At 72.7% G+C, this 16,622-nt stretch carries 15 protein-coding genes; 5 read left to right on the plus strand and 10 right to left on the minus strand.

The window, feature by feature from the left end:
* Window positions 1-148 precede the first annotated feature (148 nt).
* The 5 genes from KBX00_RS04430 (at window position 149) to KBX00_RS04450 (ending at window position 6,140) form a co-directional block, all read left to right on the plus strand.
* Window positions 149-931, plus strand: coding sequence for an SDR family NAD(P)-dependent oxidoreductase (locus tag KBX00_RS04430; RefSeq protein WP_210823427.1), 783 nt, complete (start codon window positions 149-151; stop codon window positions 929-931).
* Window positions 932-1,222: 291 nt separating this feature from the next.
* Complete coding sequence (locus KBX00_RS04435; RefSeq protein WP_210823429.1) at window positions 1,223-1,426, plus strand: cold-shock protein; 204 nt, start codon at window positions 1,223-1,225, stop codon at window positions 1,424-1,426.
* 265 nt (window positions 1,427-1,691) lie between these two features.
* Window positions 1,692-2,633, plus strand: coding sequence for an NAD(+) diphosphatase (nudC, locus tag KBX00_RS04440; protein ID WP_210823431.1), 942 nt, complete (start codon window positions 1,692-1,694; stop codon window positions 2,631-2,633).
* A gap of 88 nt (window positions 2,634-2,721) precedes the next feature.
* Window positions 2,722-4,398 (plus strand): ABC transporter ATP-binding protein, encoded by a 1,677-nt coding sequence (locus tag KBX00_RS04445; protein ID WP_210823433.1) that lies wholly within the window; start codon window positions 2,722-2,724, stop codon window positions 4,396-4,398.
* Window positions 4,395-6,140, plus strand: coding sequence for an ABC transporter ATP-binding protein (locus tag KBX00_RS04450; protein ID WP_210823435.1), 1,746 nt, complete (start codon window positions 4,395-4,397; stop codon window positions 6,138-6,140). The genes KBX00_RS04445 and KBX00_RS04450 overlap by 4 nt, the downstream gene beginning before the upstream one ends.
* Window positions 6,141-6,158: 18 nt before the next feature.
* On the opposite strand, the gene KBX00_RS04455 is transcribed toward KBX00_RS04450, so the two are convergent.
* The 10 genes from KBX00_RS04455 to KBX00_RS04500 are packed head-to-tail and all read right to left on the minus strand — an operon-like array spanning window position 6,159 to window position 16,323.
* Window positions 6,159-7,142, minus strand: coding sequence for an LLM class flavin-dependent oxidoreductase (locus tag KBX00_RS04455; RefSeq protein WP_210823437.1), 984 nt, complete (start codon window positions 7,140-7,142; stop codon window positions 6,159-6,161).
* Window positions 7,139-7,465: a TIGR04076 family protein gene (locus tag KBX00_RS04460; protein ID WP_164447174.1), complete on the minus strand. Its 327-nt coding sequence runs from the start codon at window positions 7,463-7,465 to the stop codon at window positions 7,139-7,141. Before KBX00_RS04460 ends, KBX00_RS04455 begins: the two co-directional genes overlap by 4 nt.
* Window positions 7,462-7,836 carry a nuclear transport factor 2 family protein gene (locus KBX00_RS04465; RefSeq protein ID WP_210823439.1) on the minus strand — a complete coding sequence of 125 codons (375 nt, stop codon included), beginning with the start codon at window positions 7,834-7,836 and terminating at the stop codon, window positions 7,462-7,464. The genes KBX00_RS04460 and KBX00_RS04465 overlap by 4 nt, the downstream gene beginning before the upstream one ends.
* A 5-nt stretch (window positions 7,837-7,841) precedes the next feature.
* The gene (locus tag KBX00_RS04470) at window positions 7,842-9,515 is read right to left on the minus strand and encodes a DUF885 domain-containing protein (protein WP_210823440.1); all 1,674 of its coding nucleotides are present in this window, start codon (window positions 9,513-9,515) and stop codon (window positions 7,842-7,844) included.
* On the minus strand, window positions 9,512-10,750 hold the full coding sequence (locus tag KBX00_RS04475) for an amidohydrolase family protein (RefSeq protein ID WP_210823441.1): 1,239 nt from the start codon (window positions 10,748-10,750) through the stop codon (window positions 9,512-9,514). The genes KBX00_RS04470 and KBX00_RS04475 overlap by 4 nt, the downstream gene beginning before the upstream one ends.
* Window positions 10,751-10,761: 11 nt before the next feature.
* Window positions 10,762-11,727, minus strand: a complete 966-nt coding sequence (locus KBX00_RS04480) for an ABC transporter ATP-binding protein (protein WP_210823442.1) — start codon at window positions 11,725-11,727, stop codon at window positions 10,762-10,764.
* Entirely contained in the window at window positions 11,724-12,704 is a 981-nt protein-coding gene (locus KBX00_RS04485; RefSeq protein WP_210823443.1) for an ABC transporter ATP-binding protein, read from the minus strand. Before KBX00_RS04485 ends, KBX00_RS04480 begins: the two co-directional genes overlap by 4 nt.
* Window position 12,705: 1 nt before the next feature.
* A complete protein-coding gene (locus KBX00_RS04490; protein ID WP_210823444.1) occupies window positions 12,706-13,623 on the minus strand; it encodes an ABC transporter permease in 918 nt (305 codons plus the stop codon).
* A complete protein-coding gene (locus KBX00_RS04495; protein ID WP_210823445.1) occupies window positions 13,620-14,705 on the minus strand; it encodes an ABC transporter permease in 1,086 nt (361 codons plus the stop codon). Before KBX00_RS04495 ends, KBX00_RS04490 begins: the two co-directional genes overlap by 4 nt.
* Window positions 14,706-14,715: 10 nt before the next feature.
* Entirely contained in the window at window positions 14,716-16,323 is a 1,608-nt protein-coding gene (locus KBX00_RS04500; RefSeq protein ID WP_210823447.1) for an ABC transporter substrate-binding protein, read from the minus strand.
* Between the last annotated feature and the right edge of the window lie 299 nt (window positions 16,324-16,622).

The following is a 16,622-nucleotide window of genomic DNA, read 5'->3' on the forward strand; positions in this document are numbered from 1 at the left end:
TCGAGTAGCTCGTCGGGTGGACCCGCCGTGTCGCCGTTGCCGGAGACCGCCGCGGCCCGACCGGCGTCGTCGCTGCCCGAATGGGGACACGCCCTGGTCCGCGCACGCCCGCCTGTCGGCACCGTCTCGGTTCGGCAGAATGGCCGGTATGCGAATAGATCTTGCTGGCCGGACGGCGCTCGTCACCGGTTCGACCCAGGGCATCGGCCGGGCCATCGCCGCCGGGCTGGCCGCGGCCGGGGCGCGGGTGGGGGTCAACGGACGCTCGCGCGACTCGGTCGACCGGGCTCTGGCCGAGTTGGGCGAGGGTGACTTCGTCGCGGTGCCCGCCGACGTGACAACGGCCGACGGGGCGACCGCGGCGGTCGAGGCGCTCCCCGAGGTCGACATCCTGGTCAACAACCTCGGCATCTTCGGCGCCCAACCCGCCATGGAGATCACCGACGATGACTGGCGGCGGTACTTCGAGGTGAACGTGCTGGCGGCGATCCGGCTGACCCGGGCGTACCTGCCGGGGATGCGGGAGCGCGGCTGGGGCCGGATCCAGTACATCGCCAGCGACTCCGCGGTGGTGATCCCCGCCGAGATGATCCACTACGGGGTCTCCAAGACCGCCCTGCTGGGCGTGTCCCGGGGTTTCGCCAAGGAGGCCGCCGGCTCGGGTGTCACGGTGAACAGCGTCATCGCCGGGCCCACCCACACCGGCGGGGTGGAGCACTTCGTCCGCTCGCTTGTCGGTGACGACCTGCCGTGGGACGCGGCGCAGCGGGAGTTCATGCTCCGGCACCGCCCGCAGTCGCTGCTGCAACGCCTCATCGAGCCGGCCGAGATCGCGAACCTGGTCGTCTACCTGGCCTCCCCGCTGGCCTCGGCCACCACCGGCGCGGCGGTGCGGGTCGACGGCGGTTACGTCGACGCCATCCTGCCCTGACCGCACGGCGCGGCCACCGGGACGCCCTGCCCGCGAGTCCGCACCCTCGGGCGCGGTGCTGTCCGGCTCGACGGCGAGGAACAATGTCCGCAGCAGGCGGATCGGTCCCACTTTTCGTGCTACGGTGAGCCACGTTGCAGTTTTGATTTCCGTAGACGTCGCCAGCGCCTGAGGGTATCCAAACCCCGGGCGCTCTTTGTTTTTCTCGTCCTGTCCGGACGCGGGTGATCAACGCGGCGACCCACGAAGGGCCGCACCGTGCGGCGTTTCGACAGCCTGCGAGGAGAAGACATGGCTTCCGGCACCGTCAAGTGGTTCAACGCGGACAAGGGCTTCGGCTTCATCAGCCAGGACGGCGGCGGAGCCGACGTGTTCGCCCACTTTTCCGCGATCTCCGCCAGTGGCTACCGCAGCCTGGAGGAGAACCAGCGAGTGGAGTTCGATGTGACCCAGGGTCAGCGGGGCCTTCAGGCGGAGAACATCCGCCCAGTCTGAGGTGAACTCCCGGGTACGACGGACCGACTGGTTCAGCGGACTGCCGTACCCGGGAGGCAACCCCGACGTCCGTCCACCGGGTCCCGCCCGCGTGGCCCACGCCGCCCCCTGGGTTCGGGTGACCGGCCGTCCGCTAGGCCCTGTGTCGAGGTCCTCGGTCGAGCCGAGGCGGAGTCCAGGCGACGACCGGCCAGGGACTTCGACACAGGGCCTAACCGCCGAGCCGGTGCCCGCGCCGCCGGCAGGGTCCGGCACGATCGGCAGCATGGTGTTTCACGGGCTCGCGTACACCGCGACACCGCACGACCGGGCCGCTGGCCTACGCGCCGACCCGGCCCGGATCGTCGACCTGCTCGACCGCGACGACAGCCAGGTGCTGCCCATGTGGCGCGACCGACCACTGCTGACGGCAGACGGCAGGCCGGTGCGGCTCACCGGTCCGCCCGCCCGCACCCTGGTGGCGGCGGCCGGTCAGACCGCCCTGCTCGGCCTCGACGGCGCCACGGCGACCTTCGCCGCGGACCTAAGCGAAGTCGAGGAGACCGAGGCGCTGCGCCTGGGTGTCGCCCACACCAGCGCCGACCTGCGCGGACTGGCCGCCACCCTGCCCGGCCCGCTCGCCGCGACCCTGGCGTACGCGCGCGGCCTGCTCTACTGGAACCGGCACGCCAGATACTGCGGCACCTGCGGCGCGTCCACGGCCAGTGCCGAAGCCGGTCACCTGCGGGTCTGTCAGGGCCCCGACTGCGGTCGGCAGCTGTTTCCCCGGATCGAGCCCGCCGTCATCGTGCTGGTGGAGGGCCCCGGTCCGCAGCCACGCTGCCTGCTCGCCCGTCATCACGGTGCCGGCCCGGACGGCTTCTCACTGCTCGCCGGTTTCGTCGAGATCGGCGAGAGCCTGGAGGGCACCGTCCGCCGCGAGGTCGGCGAGGAGGCCGGCGTGACGGTCGGCGCGGTCACCTACCAGGGGTCCCAGGGGTGGCCGTTTCCGGCCGGCATCATGGTCGGCTTCGTCGCCCGGGCCGTCGACGAGACGATCGCCGTAGACGGGCGCGAACTGCTGGAGGCCCGGTGGTTCACCCGAGCCGAGATCGTCGAACGCATTCTCGACGGTCCCGGCTCAGGACCGGCCGACTCCATCGGCGGCCGGCTGCTGCGCCGCTGGGCCGGACTCGACCGGCCACCGCCCCGGCACCCCGAGGTGTGACCCCCGGCCGGCACGGTGCAACCGCGAATGGCGTCCGCCGAGGGCAGCGGGTTAGCCTGCCCTAACTTATCGAGGGTGAGGCGGGGGCATGACACTGACCACGGGGCGACTGATCCGCCTGATGTTCTGGCGGCAGCGTCGCGACACCGCCCTGTGCGCGGCGTTCTGGTCGCTGCACCAGCTGTGTGAGGCCCTGGTCCCGGTGGCCATCGGCCTGGTCATCGACCAGGCCGTCGGAACCGGGTCGACCTCGGCGATGCTCTGGTCCGTGCTGGGCATCTTCGCGCTGTTCACCGCCCTCACCATGGGCTGGCGGTCAGGCTTCTGGTTCCTGTCCCGGGCGGTCACCGAGGAGTCCCACGAGTTGCGGATGCGGGTGGTCCGGCGCGTGGTCGGTGGTCAGGGGATCCGGACCAGCCGCCAGAGTGGGGAGTTGCTCTCGATCGCCACCTCCGACACCCAGTCCGCCGCCGAACTGCTCGAACTGGGCACCCGGGGGGTGAGCGCCCTCGTCGGTCTGACGGTGTCGACGGTCGTACTGTTGCGGATCGACTGGTCGCTCGGGCTCGGCCTGGTAATCGGCGTGCCGATCCTGGTGCTCGGACTCAACGCCCTCGGGCCGATCGTCGGTCGCCGCACGTCCGCCCAGCAGCAGGCGGTCGGTCGGGCCGCCGCCACGGCGTCGGACCTGCTGCGCGGGCTGCGACCGCTACGTGGGTTCGGTGGCGTCGACGAGGCCGTCCACCGTTACCGCACGGCCAGCCGGACGTCGCTGCGCGCGGGCATCGGCACGGTCAAGGCCGGTGCCACGTTCATCAGCGCGTCCACCTTCACCACCGGCCTGTTGATCACCGCCGTCGCCGCCCTGGCAGGCTGGTACGCGCTGGCCGGGCGAATCACGGTCGGACAGCTCATCACGATCGTCGGGCTGGCCACGTTCCTCACCGACCCGGTGCTCAACCTCGCCGACTGCGTCTTCCGGCTGGCGACGGCGCGGGCCAGCGCGGCCCGCGTGGCCGAGGTGCTCGCCGCCCCGGAGCGGGTGCCGTCCGGGACGCGCACGGCCCAGCCGGGAGCGTTGAGCCTCGACCGGGTGCACGCGCCGGGCCTGAGCGGCGTCGACCTCGCCGTGGCCCCCGGTGAGCTGCTCGGCATCGTCACCGCGGAGACCGGCACCGCCGACGATCTCACCGACCTGCTCGCCGGGGCACGGTCGCCGGACCGGGGCGAGGTGCGGTTGGCCGGCATGCCGATGCGGGAGCTGGACCTCGCCTCGTTGCGCCGGACTGTGCTTGTCGAACCACACGGGGTCGACCTGTTCGGCGCCACCCTGCGCGAGGTGCTTCAGAGCGGCGACGACCGCGACGACGTCGCCCTGCGCACCGCGATGGCCGCGGCCGCCGTCGGTGACCTGCTCGCCGATGGCGTCGGGTTCGACCGCGAACTCGTCGACCACGGCCTGAACCTCTCCGGCGGCCAGCGGCAGCGGATCGCGCTGACCCGCGCACTGCTGGCCGACCGACCGGTCACCGTCTTCCGGGATCCGACCACGGCGATCGACGCGGTCACCGAGCACGCCATCGCCGACGGCATCCGGGCCTACCGGAGCGGCGGCGGCCGGGCGACCGTACTTGTCACCACAAGCGCGCCGCTGCTCGACCGGTGCGACCGGGTCGTGTTCCTCCGCGCCGGTCAGGTGGCGGCGGTCGGGCGGCACCGCGACCTGCTCGTCGACTCGTCGTACGCGGAGGTGGTGTTGCGATGAGTGCCACGATCCTGCCGGTGGCGACCGGCCGGGTGACGCTCACCGCCTTCTGGCGTGCCCTGCGGCGTTACCCGACGCTCGCCTGGACGTCGGTGGCGGCGGCCACGGCGGCAAGTGTGGCGGCCGTCGTCGTGCCGATCCTGCTCGGCCGGCTGGTCGACCTGGTGGTGTCCGGCGGCACCGTCGGCGCGCTGCTGCTGACCTGCGCGTTCATCCTCGGCGCGGGCCTGGCCGCCGCGGTCCTCACCGGCGCGGCCAACTGGCTGGTCTCCGAGTGGGGCATGCGGGCCTGCGCCGATCTGCGCGAGGAGGTGCTGGACCGGGCGCTGCGGATGGACGCGGCACAACTGGAGGGCGCCGGTTCCGGCGACGTGGCGTCCCGGGTCACCGAGGACGTGGAGCGGGTCACCGACTCGGTGCGGCTGGCCGCCGGCATCTTCACCGCACTTGTCACCGTCGTCATCACCTTCGCCGGGTTCGCGACGCTCGACTGGCGCATCGCCGTCGCGTTCCTGGTCGTCTTCCCGGTTTACGTGCTGAGCCTGCGCCGCTTCGTGCCACAGGCGAAACGGCTGTACGCCGCCGAGCGGGAAGCCGCGGCGGTGCGTACCCAGAGCCTGCTGACCACCTTCACCGGTGCCCGGACCGTGCACGCCTACGGCATGCAGGATCGCCAGAGCCGACGGGTCGAGCAGGACTCCCGGCTCGCGGTCACGGCTCGCCTGCGCGCGGTGCGGGGGTTCCTCTGGTTCGCGAACACGATGAACTACGCGGAGGCGCTCGGACTGACCGCCGTGCTGCTCACCGGCTTCCTGCTGGTACGCACCGGCGACAGCACGGTCGGCGACGTCACCGCCGCGGCGCTGCTGTTCCATCGACTCTTCGGTCCGCTCGGCTTGTTGTTGATGTCCTTCAACGACGTCCAGTCGGCTGGCGCGGCGCTCGCTCGGCTCGTCGGCATCGCCGGGCTCGACGTTCCCGCAACGCGGTCAGCCGGGTCGGTCTCCGGGTGGCTGCCGACGGGCATCACGGCCAAGTCGGTGTGGCACCGCTACCCCGGCGGCCCCGCCGTCGTGCAGGACGTCTCGATCGAGATCACCGGGGGCGAGTCGTTGGCGATCGTGGGCGAGAGCGGAGCCGGCAAGACGACCCTCGCGGCGATCCTCGGCGGGGTCTTCCCCGCCGCCGAGGGCGAGGTGTGGCTGGGTGACCGGCCGATCGGCGAACTGTCTCCGGCCGAGCTGCGCCGGACCGTCGGCGTGGTCACCCAGGAGGTCCACGTCTTCGCCGGCACGCTCGCCGACGACCTGCGGTTGGCCGCGCCGGATGCCTCCGACGAGGACCTGCACGCCGCGTTGCGGCTGGTCGACGCCGATGACTGGGTGACCGCCCTGCCCGACGGGCTGGCAACCCGGGTCGGCGACGGCGAACACCCGCTCACCGCCGGCCAGGCGCAGCAGGTGGCACTGGCCCGGATCGCGCTGCTCGACCCGCCGGTCGTCGTCCTCGACGAGGCCAGCGCCGAGGCCGGCAGCGCGGGAGCCCGGCAACTCGAACAGGCCAGCGCCGCCCTGATCCGGGGCCGCACGGCCGTGGTGGTCGCGCACCGGCTCAGCCAGGCGCACACCTGCGACCGGATCGCGGTGATGGCGCACGGCCGGGTCGTCGAACTCGGCACTCCGGACGAGCTGGTCGCGGCCGGCGGCCGGTACGCCGACCTGTGGTCGGCCTGGCGACGCTGACCAGACCCGCACCGACCGTCAGTCGCGCAGCAGCGGCAGCACCCGCCGACCCAGCAGGTCGATCCCGCGCTGCGGGGTCAGGCCGTGCGGGGTGCCGAACTCCACCCGGCTCGCCCCGGCGTCGAAGACCGTCGCGGCCTGCCCGGCGACCTGTTCCGGCGTACCGGAGAACGCGAACAGGTCGAGCAGGTCGTCGCCGATCAGCGCGCCGGCCAGGTCGTCCTCGCGGCGGGTGACGTGCTGCTGGATGCGGGCCAGCAGCTCCGGGTCGACCTCGACGGTGGGATCGAGGGCGGCGACCACGGCGAGGTACATGGCGACCTCGGTGCGGGCCACCCGCCGGGCCAGCGCCCCGTCGGTGTCGACGACGGTGACCGCGCCGAGCACCACACCGGTGTCCCGGCCGGAGGCCGCCTCGTCCAGCCACGCCCGCATCGTCTTGGCCATCGCCGGGTTCGCCGACCCGCCGACCTTCACCTCGTCGGCGAACGCGGCGGCGGACCGGGCGGTCTGCTGGCCCCAGGTGCCCACCAGCACCGGCACGTCCGGCCGGGCCGGGGTGTACCGCAGCGCGGTGCCCGGGGCCACGGTGAACTCCCGGCCGACGAAGCCACCGTCGTCACCGGCGAGCAGCCGCCGGACGATCTGCACCGTCTCGGCGATGCGCCGCAGCGGCCGGGTCTGCGCCACCCCGACCTGCTGCAACCAGGTGCCCCGGGCCAGGCCGAGATACGCGCGGCCGTGCGAGGCCAGGTCGAGGGCGGCGACCTGGCCGGCGACCTCCACCGGGTGCAGGGTGAACGGGTTGAGGCAGGCCGCGCCGAGCCGGATCCGGCGGGTGTGCCGGGCGGCGACCAGCAGCGGGAACAGCGGCGGCTGGTACATCAGGTCGCCGAAGACCGACAGCACGTCGAAGCCGTGCCGTTCGGCCAGCTCGGCCAGCACGGCGTACTCGTCGGCGGACTTGTCCGACTGGAGGCCGATGCCGACCAGGCGGGTCACGTCAGCTCCTCGGTGGGGATCTGCCGACGGCCGGTGCGTTCGATGCGCATGATGAGCCGTTCCTCCGGGTCGGGGCAGGCGACGTGGCTGTCCCGGGCCATCCAGTCCCCGTCGTCCAGGGCCCGCTGCTTGGCCGGCAGCAGCGGCAGGCAGGCGGCCAGCGCGTACAGGCAGAAGTGCTGGCCCTCGGGGATGCGCAACCGGCACGACTCGGTCAGCTCGACGTGGTCGCCCGGCTTCATGCCGCAGACCGAGCGTCCCTCGATGCGCTCCACCACGACCCGCAGGTCGTAGACGTCGGTGGTGGGCTGCTCGTCGCTCATCGCACGGCCTCGGCGTGGTGGTGCACGATCCGCCAGCCCGCGTCGTCGCGCCGCAGCACGTCGGTGACCCGGAAGCAGACGTCCGGTCGGTCGTCGGCGTGCCGGGCCCGCAGCACGTACCGGACCAGACCGGTGTCGTCCCACGACTCGGCGTGCAGCTGTTCCGGGGCGACCGTGACCGGCGCCGGACCGGTCGCCTCGGCGGCCCGGCGGTCGCGCAGTTCGTCAAGCGCGGCCAGCCCGGTGAGCAGTCGATCGGCGTCGGACTCCCAGATGGTCAGGTCGGGGTGCAGGTGGGCGTCGAAGGCGGACCGATCCCCCAGTGATCGGTACATGCCGGTGATCGTGGTGGTGAGTTCGTCGATGCTCATCGGGGTCACTTCCGGTCGAGGGAGGCGGCAGCGGGTCGGAACGTCTCGGCGAGGCGGTCACGCAGCGGTTCCAGGCCCATCGGCCCGAGCGCCAGCGCGGTGTGGTGGAACCGTTTGCGGTCGAAGGCGGGGCCGGCCCGGCGCTCGGCGTCCTGGCGGGTCTGCTGCCACAGCCGCGCGCCGACCTTGAAGGCGAGCGCCTGCGCCGGCCAGCCGAGGTAGCGGTCGACCTCGAACCGGGCGGTCGCGGCGTCCAGCCCGGCGACCCGGGTGAGCAGGTCCACGGCCACCGGGTGGCTCCAGCGGGGCGCGTCGGTGAACCCGTTGCCGGCCGGGATCGGCAGGTCGAGGTGCAGACCGAGGTCGATGACCACGCGGGCGGCCCGCCACATCTGCCCGTCCAACATGCCGAGCCGTTCCGCCGGGCCGGCGTAGAGGCCGAGTTCGTCGGCGAGCCGCTCGGCGTAGTGCGCCCACCCCTCGGCGTACCCGTGCACGTGGCACAGCGTGCGCTGCCACGGGTGCAGCTCGGCGGTGGTGAGCGTGATGGCGTGCTGGAGGTGGTGGCCGGGCAGCCCCTCGTGGCAGAGCGTGCCGACGTGCCGCCACACCGGCACCGTCGACTCACCGGGCGGCACCGACCACCAGATGCCGCCGGGGCGGGTCAGCCGCGCGTCCGGCGGGGTGTAGTACATGACTCCGGAGGTGGCGGGACTGATCCGGCACACCACCCGACGGGTGGCGGCGGGGATGTCGAAGTGTGTCCCGTCGAGCAGATCGGTGGTCAGTGCGGTCCGCCTGGCCAGCCACTCCTCCAGGGCGGGACCGACGGGCACCCGCCCGTCCGGGTCGGCATCCAGCGCCGTCCGGGCCGCGACCACGTCCGGATGACCGCAGTCGGCCGCCGCCGCCCGCAGCTCTTCTGCGGTACGGGCCAACTCCGCCCAGCCGTACTCGTACAGCTCGTCCAGGTCGACGGTGGCGCCGAGGAAGGCGCGGGCGGTGACCTGGTAGAGGTCGCGCCCCACCCCGTCGACCTCGGTGGCGGCGAGAGCCAGTTCGGTACGCAGGAACGTGGCGAACCCCGCCGTGGCGACGGTGGCCCGCCGGGCCCCCTCGGCCAACCGCCCGGCCAGCGGCCCGGCCCGGTGACCGGCGACGAGACCGCCGAAGAAGTCGGCGTCGACCCAGGCGGCGCACTGACCGGCGACGGTCAGCACCTGCCGACGGGCGACCACCTGGCCACGCCCGGCGGAGCGCCGCAGCGTGTCGGCGTACTGGTCGAGGGTGGCGGGCAGCCGGTGCAGGTGGTCGGCGACCACGGCCCAGTCGTCGGCGGTACTCCGGGGCAGGTTGTCGAAGACCTGCCGGGCCAGGTGCACCGGGGTGGCCAGCGGGGCGAGCAGCCGGGTGGTGAAGCCGGCGTCGTGGAGCGCCACCTCGCTGGCCAGCCGGTCGGCCAGGGCACCGGCGAGGGCACGCTCGGCCGGGGCGGTCACCGTGGCGGTGGCCACGGCGGTCGCGGTCGCGCGGGCCAGCTCGGCGCGGGCGTCGAAGCCGTCCGGCGACAGGTCGGTCAACCGCCATTGCGGCGTACGCCCGGCCGCCTCGGCGGCCTCCGGGTCGAGCGTGGCGAGGGCGCGCAGGTACCTGTCCGCGACCGTGGTGATGCCGGTCATCGGGGCATCCTGAACCGGTGGTGGTCGTCGCGGTGGACGACGCCGCCCTTGATGACCGCGTGCAGGGTGCGCAACGCGGAGACGGAACGGGTCGGGTCGTCGCGCAGCACCAGCAGGTCGGCGTGCTTGCCGGCCTCGACGCTGCCGAGCGTGTCGGCCTGGTCGAGCCACTCGGCGGGCCGGATGGTGGCCGCCTTCAGCGCCTCGGCGACCGGCATCCCGGCGTCCACCATGAACTCCAGCTCGCGTACGGTCGCGCTGGTCTCGTCGTAGCCCGCGTGCGGCGGCATGTCACTGCCCAGGGCGATCGGCACCCCGTTGCGGATGGCGTGCTGGAGGCTCTCCCAGTGTCGGGGGCCGGCGGCCAACGCCCGGTCCATCAGCCAGCCCGGTACCCCGGAGTCGCGGAAGAACTGTTCACAGCGGCTCACCACGATGGTGGGCACGTACCAGACGCCCCGGTCGGCCATCAGGCGGGTGACCTCGTCGGTCAGCTCGTAGCCGTGTTCCACGCAGTCCAGGCCGAGCTCGACGGCCCGGCGTACGGTGTCGGCCGGGCCGGCGTGCGCGGTGACCTTGCGCCCCCAGTCGTGGGCGACCCGGATGACGGCGGCCATCTCGTCGTCGAGCAGCTGCGGGGTGTCGATCGCCTCGAACTGACCGGCGATCCCGCCGGAGATGCAGACTTTGATCAGGTCGGCGCCGGCCCGGATCTGGGCCCGGGTGAGCCGACGGAAGCCGTCGGCGCCGTCGGCCTCCAGCGCGTCGGCCTCCCAGCCGTGGCCGCCGGTGCAGCACAGCGCGTGTCCGGCGGTGAAGATCCGGGGGCCGTCCACCGCGCCGGCCTCGATGCCCCGGCGCAGCGCGAAGTCGGCGTAGCGTCCCTCGCCGACCAGCCGGGCGGTGGTCACCCCGGCGTGCAGGGTGCGCCGGGCCGAGTCGGCCATCAGCAGGACCAGTTCGGCCAGGTTGGACCGGTGCACCGTGTCGGCGAGGTGACCGGGTAGCCCGAGGGAGAGGTGCACGTGCATGTTGGTCAGGCCGGGCATCACCACGTCGCCGCGAAGGTCGACCACGGGTACGTCGCCGGCCTCGGCGAGCACGTCGTCGACCGCCCCCACGGCCTTGATCATCCCGTCGGCGCCGACCCGGACACCCCGGTCGGGCTGGAGGTGATCGGTGACGCCGTCGTAGAGCGCGAGGTTGACCAGGACCTGTTCGGTTGCGGTGTGCATTGACGACGTCCTCAGTTCGCGGGCACGGTGGCCGGGGCCGACGTGGGGTCGTTGAGCCAACAGGCGGCGCTGCGTCCGCCGAGGTCGAGGGTGGGTGGCTGGTCGCCGCAGGGGGCGAAGGCGTGCGGGCAGCGCGGCCGAAACCGGCAGCCGGTGGGGGCGTTCGCGGGGTCGGGCACCTCACCGGCCAGCGTGGCGGGCAACCGTGGGGTGGGGCCGATGCGGGGCACCGCGTCGATGAGCGCCCGGGTGTAGGGGTGTCGCGGATTCCGCCACAGCTCGCGGGTGGGCGCGCTCTCCACGATGCGGCCCAGGTACATCACGGCGGTCGCGTCGGCGATCTCGTGCACCAGGGCGAGGTCGTGCGAGATGAACAGCATGCCCATGTCGAGATCACGGACCAGGCCGACGAGCAGGTTCACCACCTGCGCCTGGGACGAGGCGTCCAGCGCGGTGACCGGCTCGTCGGCGATGATCATGCGCGGTTGCGGGGCAAGGGCCCGGGCGATGGCCAGGCGCTGCCGCTGCCCACCGGAGAACTGGTGCGGGTACCGCTCGGCGGCGGTGTTCGGCATGCCGACCCGGTCCAGCAGCTCGCGTACCCGGTCCCGGCGGGCCGCGCCGGTCACCGTCGCCGGCACGCCGTCGAGCAGTTGCGCGCCGATGGTGCGCCGGGGATTCAGCGAGGCGTACGGGTTCTGGAAGACCATCTGCAGGCCGATCTCGGTGTCCGGCCGGCGCCGCCAGCCCAGCGGCGTGACCGGCTGCCCGGCGAAGCGGACCGCCCCGGCGCTCGGCGGGGTCAGTCCCACGGCGACCCGGGCCAGCGACGACTTGCCGCAGCCGGACTCGCCGACCAGGCCGACGATCTGCCCGGCCGCCACGTCCAGGCTGACCCCGGCGACTGCGAGCACCCGGCCGCGTCCCCGCGAGCGGTACTCGACCTCGACGTCGCTGATGTCCAGCAGACCGGTCATCGGGCGGTCACCTCCAGGTGCGGGCGGACCACGCAGGCCACCGACCGGTCGGCCGCCGCCGGAGCCAGGGGCGGTGGCGCCGTGCCGCAGGCCGGCTCGGCGTACCGGCAGCGGGGTTGGAACGGGCAACCCGCAGGTGCCTCGCCCGGCGCCGGCGGCGCGCCGGGGATCGGCCGCAGCGTGCCGACGGCCTGGGTGCCGTGCGGCCGGGCCCCGAGCAGCGCCGCCGTGTACGGGTGGGTGGGGGCGGTGAGCAGCGACCCGGTGGGGCCGGTCTCCACCACGCGGCCGGCGTAGAAGACGTAGCCACGGGAGGTCAGCGCGCTGAGCACCCCCAGGTCGTGGGTGATGAAGGCGACGGCCAGCCCGGTCTCCGCGCGCAGCCGGTCGAGCAGGGCGAGGATGCCGGCCTGCACGGTGACGTCGAGGGCGGTGGTCGGCTCGTCGGCGATCAGCAGTCGGGGCCGGGCGGCCAGGGCGATGGCGATGGCCGCCCGTTGCCGCATGCCGCCGGAGAACTGGTGCGGGTAGGCGCGCAGGGCCTGCTCCGGGTCGGGGATCCGGACCTGGTCGAGCAGTTCCACCGCCCGGCGGGTCGCGGACCGGCGGTCCAGCCGCAGGTGCACCCGCATGTGTTCGGTGAGCTGGCGCCCGACGGTGAGCATCGGATGCAGGGCTGCGGTCGGGTCCTGGAAGACCATGGCGATGCCCGCGCCCCGGATCCGCTGCCAGCCCCGGTTGTCCAGGCCGAGCAGGTCGGTGCCGGCGAAGCGCGCCGTCCCGGTGATCCTGGCGCCGGCCGGGAGCAGGCCGAGCAGGGTCTGGGCGGTGAGGCTCTTGCCGCAGCCGCTCTCCCCGGCGATGCCGACCAGTTCGCCCTCGTCGACGGTGAGCGACACGTCGTGCAGGATCGGCAGCGGCCCGCGCGGGCCGGGCAGGGTGACGGCGAGGGAGTCGACGTCGAGCAGCGGCGCCATCTCAGCGTCCCTTCGCGTAGCGGGGGTCGAGCCGGTCGCGCAGCGCGTCGCCGAGCACGTTGAAGGCCATCACGACGGTGAGGATGGCCAGACCCGGGAAGACGCTCACCCACCACATCGACAGGTCCTGGGAGCCGAGAGCGACCATCGAGCCCCACTCGGCGGCCGGTGGGCGCGGGCCCAGCCCCAGGAAGGAGAGCGCGGCGAGCAGCAGCACCGCGTTGCCGAGTTCCAGGGTGGCCAGCACGATCGCCGGGCCGATGCTGTTGGGCAGCACGTCGCGGCGCAGCGCCCGGACCGGTCCGACACCGAGCAGTCGGGCGGCGTTGAGGTAGTCGTCGCCGCGCATGCTGAGCACGGCGCTGCGAATCACCCGGGCGTAGACCGGCCAGGAGACGATGACCAGCGCCAGCACCGCGTTGCGGGTGTTCGGGCCGAAGGCGGCGGTCACCGCCATGGCCAGGATGATCTGCGGGAAGGCGAAGACCAGGTCGGTAAGCCGCATCAGCGCCTCGTCGGCGAACCGGCCCAGATATCCGGCGACCAGTCCGAGCAGGCCGCCGACGAGCAGGGCCAGCGACACGATGGCCAGCGCCAGCGGGATCGACAACCGCGCACCGTGCACGACGCGGCTGAAGATGTCCCGGCCGAGGGAGTCGGTGCCGAACCAGTGCGTCGCCGACGGTGCCGCGTAGGTGTCGGCACTCTGGGCGAGCGGATCGTAGGGCGCGACGAGCGGGGCGAGGATGGCCACCAGCAGCCAGCCGCCGAGAATGGCGAGCGCGACCACGGCGATCGGCTGTCGCCAGACCGGCCGGCCGGCCGAGCCGCCACGCAGCCGACCGAGCCAGCGGCGGCGGGTCAGCGCCCGGTCCACCTTCGGGTCGGGGGCCACCGGATCGGGTGCGATCATCGTCATGACAGGCGGATCCTCGGGTCGATGAGCCCGTACAGCAGGTCGACGGTCAGGTTGACGAGCGTGTAGACGAGCGCCACGAACAGGCTGACCCCGAGGATGGCGGGCAGGTCGAGGGCGGTGGCGCTGCGGTAGGCGTACTGACCGACGCCGGGCCAGCCGAAGATGCTCTCCACCAGCACCGTCCCGGACAGCAGCGACGCGAAGGCCAGGCCGGACACGGTGACCACCGGGACCAGACCGGCGCGCAGCAGGTGCCGGCGCAGCACCACCCGGGCCGGCAGGCCCTTGGCGTACGCGGCCCGGATGTAGTCCTGCTGGAGCACCTCGAGCATGGCGGAGCGGACGAAGCGCACCAGCAACGCGACGGTCAGCGAGGTCAGCACCAGCACCGGCAGGGTCAGGTGCTGTGCCGCGTCCCAGGCCACGTCCCACTGACCGGCCAGCGCCGCGTCCACGGTGTACATGCCGGTGACGGTCGGCGGCGGACTGAACCCGGTGGAGAGCCGTCCGCCGCTGGGGGCCAACCCGAGTTGGTAGAAGAACACGTAGAGCACCACGAGCGAGAGCCAGAACGGTGGCGTGGAGAGCCCGAGCAGGGCACCGACCCGGACGAGCTGGTCGGTGAGCCGGCCGTTGCGGACCGCGGCGAGCATGCCGATCCCGGTGCCGATCACCAGCGCCAGCAGCATGGTCGGGATGGCCAGTTCCATCGTCGCCGGCACGTACCGCACCAGGTCGTCCAGGACCGCCCGACCGGTCTGCTGGGAGACACCCAGGTCGCCGCGGACGAGGTTGCCCAGGTAGTGCAGGTACTGCTGCCAGAGCGGCTGGTCCAGCCCCCATTTCTCGCGGAAGGCGGCGACCGTGGCCGGGTCGTTGAGTGCCTGGTCGGACAGGTTGGCGGTGACCGGGTCACCGGGTACCACGTTGACCAGACCGAACGTCACCACGGTGACGCCCAGCAGCAGTCCGGCGGTGATCGCCAGCCGCTTGGCCAGGAAGGCGAGCAGCGGGTGGGCGCGGCGGGGCCGGGACGCGGTCGTGGTGACCGCGCCCGGCTCGCCGTTGTGGACCGTCGTCATGGTGCTCCGACTACTTACGACCGACCGCGGCGACGTCGACCTGCCAGCCGGCGGCGGAGTAGTCCGCGCCGGTCAGGTCGGCGGTCGCCACCACCGTGGAGGAGTTGCTGGCCAGCACGATGTACGGGGAGGACTGGTTCATCAGCCGCTGCCACTCCTGCATGGCGGCGGCCCGGGCCGCCAGGTCGAGGGTCTCGGTGACCTTCTCGCCGGCCGCCACGATCGCCGGGTCGGCCCGCTCGACCGTCCAGCCCGAGCGCAGCGCGGTGGCCTGACCGGGTGCCATGTTGTTGATCAGCGAGTCGGCGACCGGGTAGTTCAGGCTCTGCGGGGTGAAGCCCAGTGGTGACTTGCCGCTGCGCATCTCGTCGAGGAAGGTGGTCAGCGGTTGCGGGTTCAACTCCAGCGTGATGCCGGCCTCGGCGGCGTCACCCTGCACCTTGGTGGCCACGGTGCCCAGGTCCACGCCCTTGTAGGTGATGGCCGGGTAGTTGAACTTCACCGTCGGGTCGGTCAGCCCGGCCTCGGCGAGCAGCGCCTTGGCCTTCGCCACGTCCCGGGTGGACGCCTCGCTCGCCGGCAGCGTGCCGGGGAAGGCCGGTGCGACCAGACCGGCGCCGGGCGCGGCGCCCTGGCCGTACAGGGCGGCGATGCCCTGGTAGTCGATGGCCGCCCGCAGCGCCTGGTTGAACTTCGGGTTCGAGGTCACCGCCGACACACCCGGGTCGGCGTTGAGGAAGAGGAAGTAGACGGTGTCCTGCACGCCGGAGGTCTGCAGGCTCTCCGGCAGGCCGTCGAGCAGCTTGCCGGAGATGTCCAGCGAGATCTCCGCGCTCTCGGCGCGCTGCATGGTCAACTTCTGGGTCTGTACGTCCATGTTGCGCAGCACCACCCGCTCGAACTGCGGCTTCTCGCCCCAGTAGTTCGGGTTGGCCTCCAGCACCACCTGCGACTCCGGCTCGTACGAGGCGAGCACGTACGGACCGCTGCCGATCGAGTTGGTGTCGAGGTACTGCTGGGCGGTGTCGCCCTGCGCGGCGTCCGCGCCGTCCTTGGCACCGTTGTCCCGGGCCACCTCGGCGTTGAGCACGCCGGTGGACGGCATCGCCAGCACCACCGGCACGTTCGGGTTGGGCGTGGCCGAGGTGACCACGACGGTGCTGTCGTCGGTCTTGCTGACGCTCAACTCGCTCACGGTTACCGCCGGGCTGCCCTTGATGTTCTTCAGTCGGTTGAGCGAGAACACCACGTCGTCGGCGGTGAGCGGGCTGCCGTCGGCGAAGGTCACCCCGGAGCGCAGCTTGAAGGTGAAAGTCTTCGCGTCCGGCGACGCCTCGTACGACTCGGCCAGTGCCGGCACGGGTTTGCCGACGTCGGAGCCCTCGAAGGTGAGCAGGGTGTCGTAGAGGGCGTGCACGGCGGTCAGACCGGTGGCCTCGTAGACCCGGCCGGGGTCGAGGGTCTTGAGCACGAACGACGTGTTGACGGTGAGGGTCTTGGCCTCGCCACCGTTCGCGTTGCCACCGCTGCCGCCGGCCGTGCAGGCGGTGGTGGAGATGATGGCCAGCGTCGCCAGAGCGAGCGCTCCGGCGCGTAGCCGGCGGGGGGACACCGACATGCTGTTCCTACCTTCGTATGGCGCGGCCCGCTGCGCGGGGTCCGCGGGGCATCGTCCGGCGGCACCTCCACCGGCCGGGCCAGACGGCCAGTGACGGTGTTCCGGTTCTCAGGGGTGCGTCGGGTTCTCGGGGTTCGTCGTCGCAGGGTTGGATGTAGGCCGGACTCGCATTCGTCCGGTTCGTGCCTGGACGCGGCGTGTCTACCAGTACCAAACAACACCGGCCTCTTGTTTGACCACCCTAAACAGGGCCGTGTAGCTTGGTCAAACATTTTTAGCCACACTGTTATCGGATCGAG

It is taken from the genome of Micromonospora sp. C95 (genome assembly GCF_018070465.1).
Taxonomy (GTDB): Bacteria; Actinomycetota; Actinomycetes; order Mycobacteriales; family Micromonosporaceae; genus Micromonospora.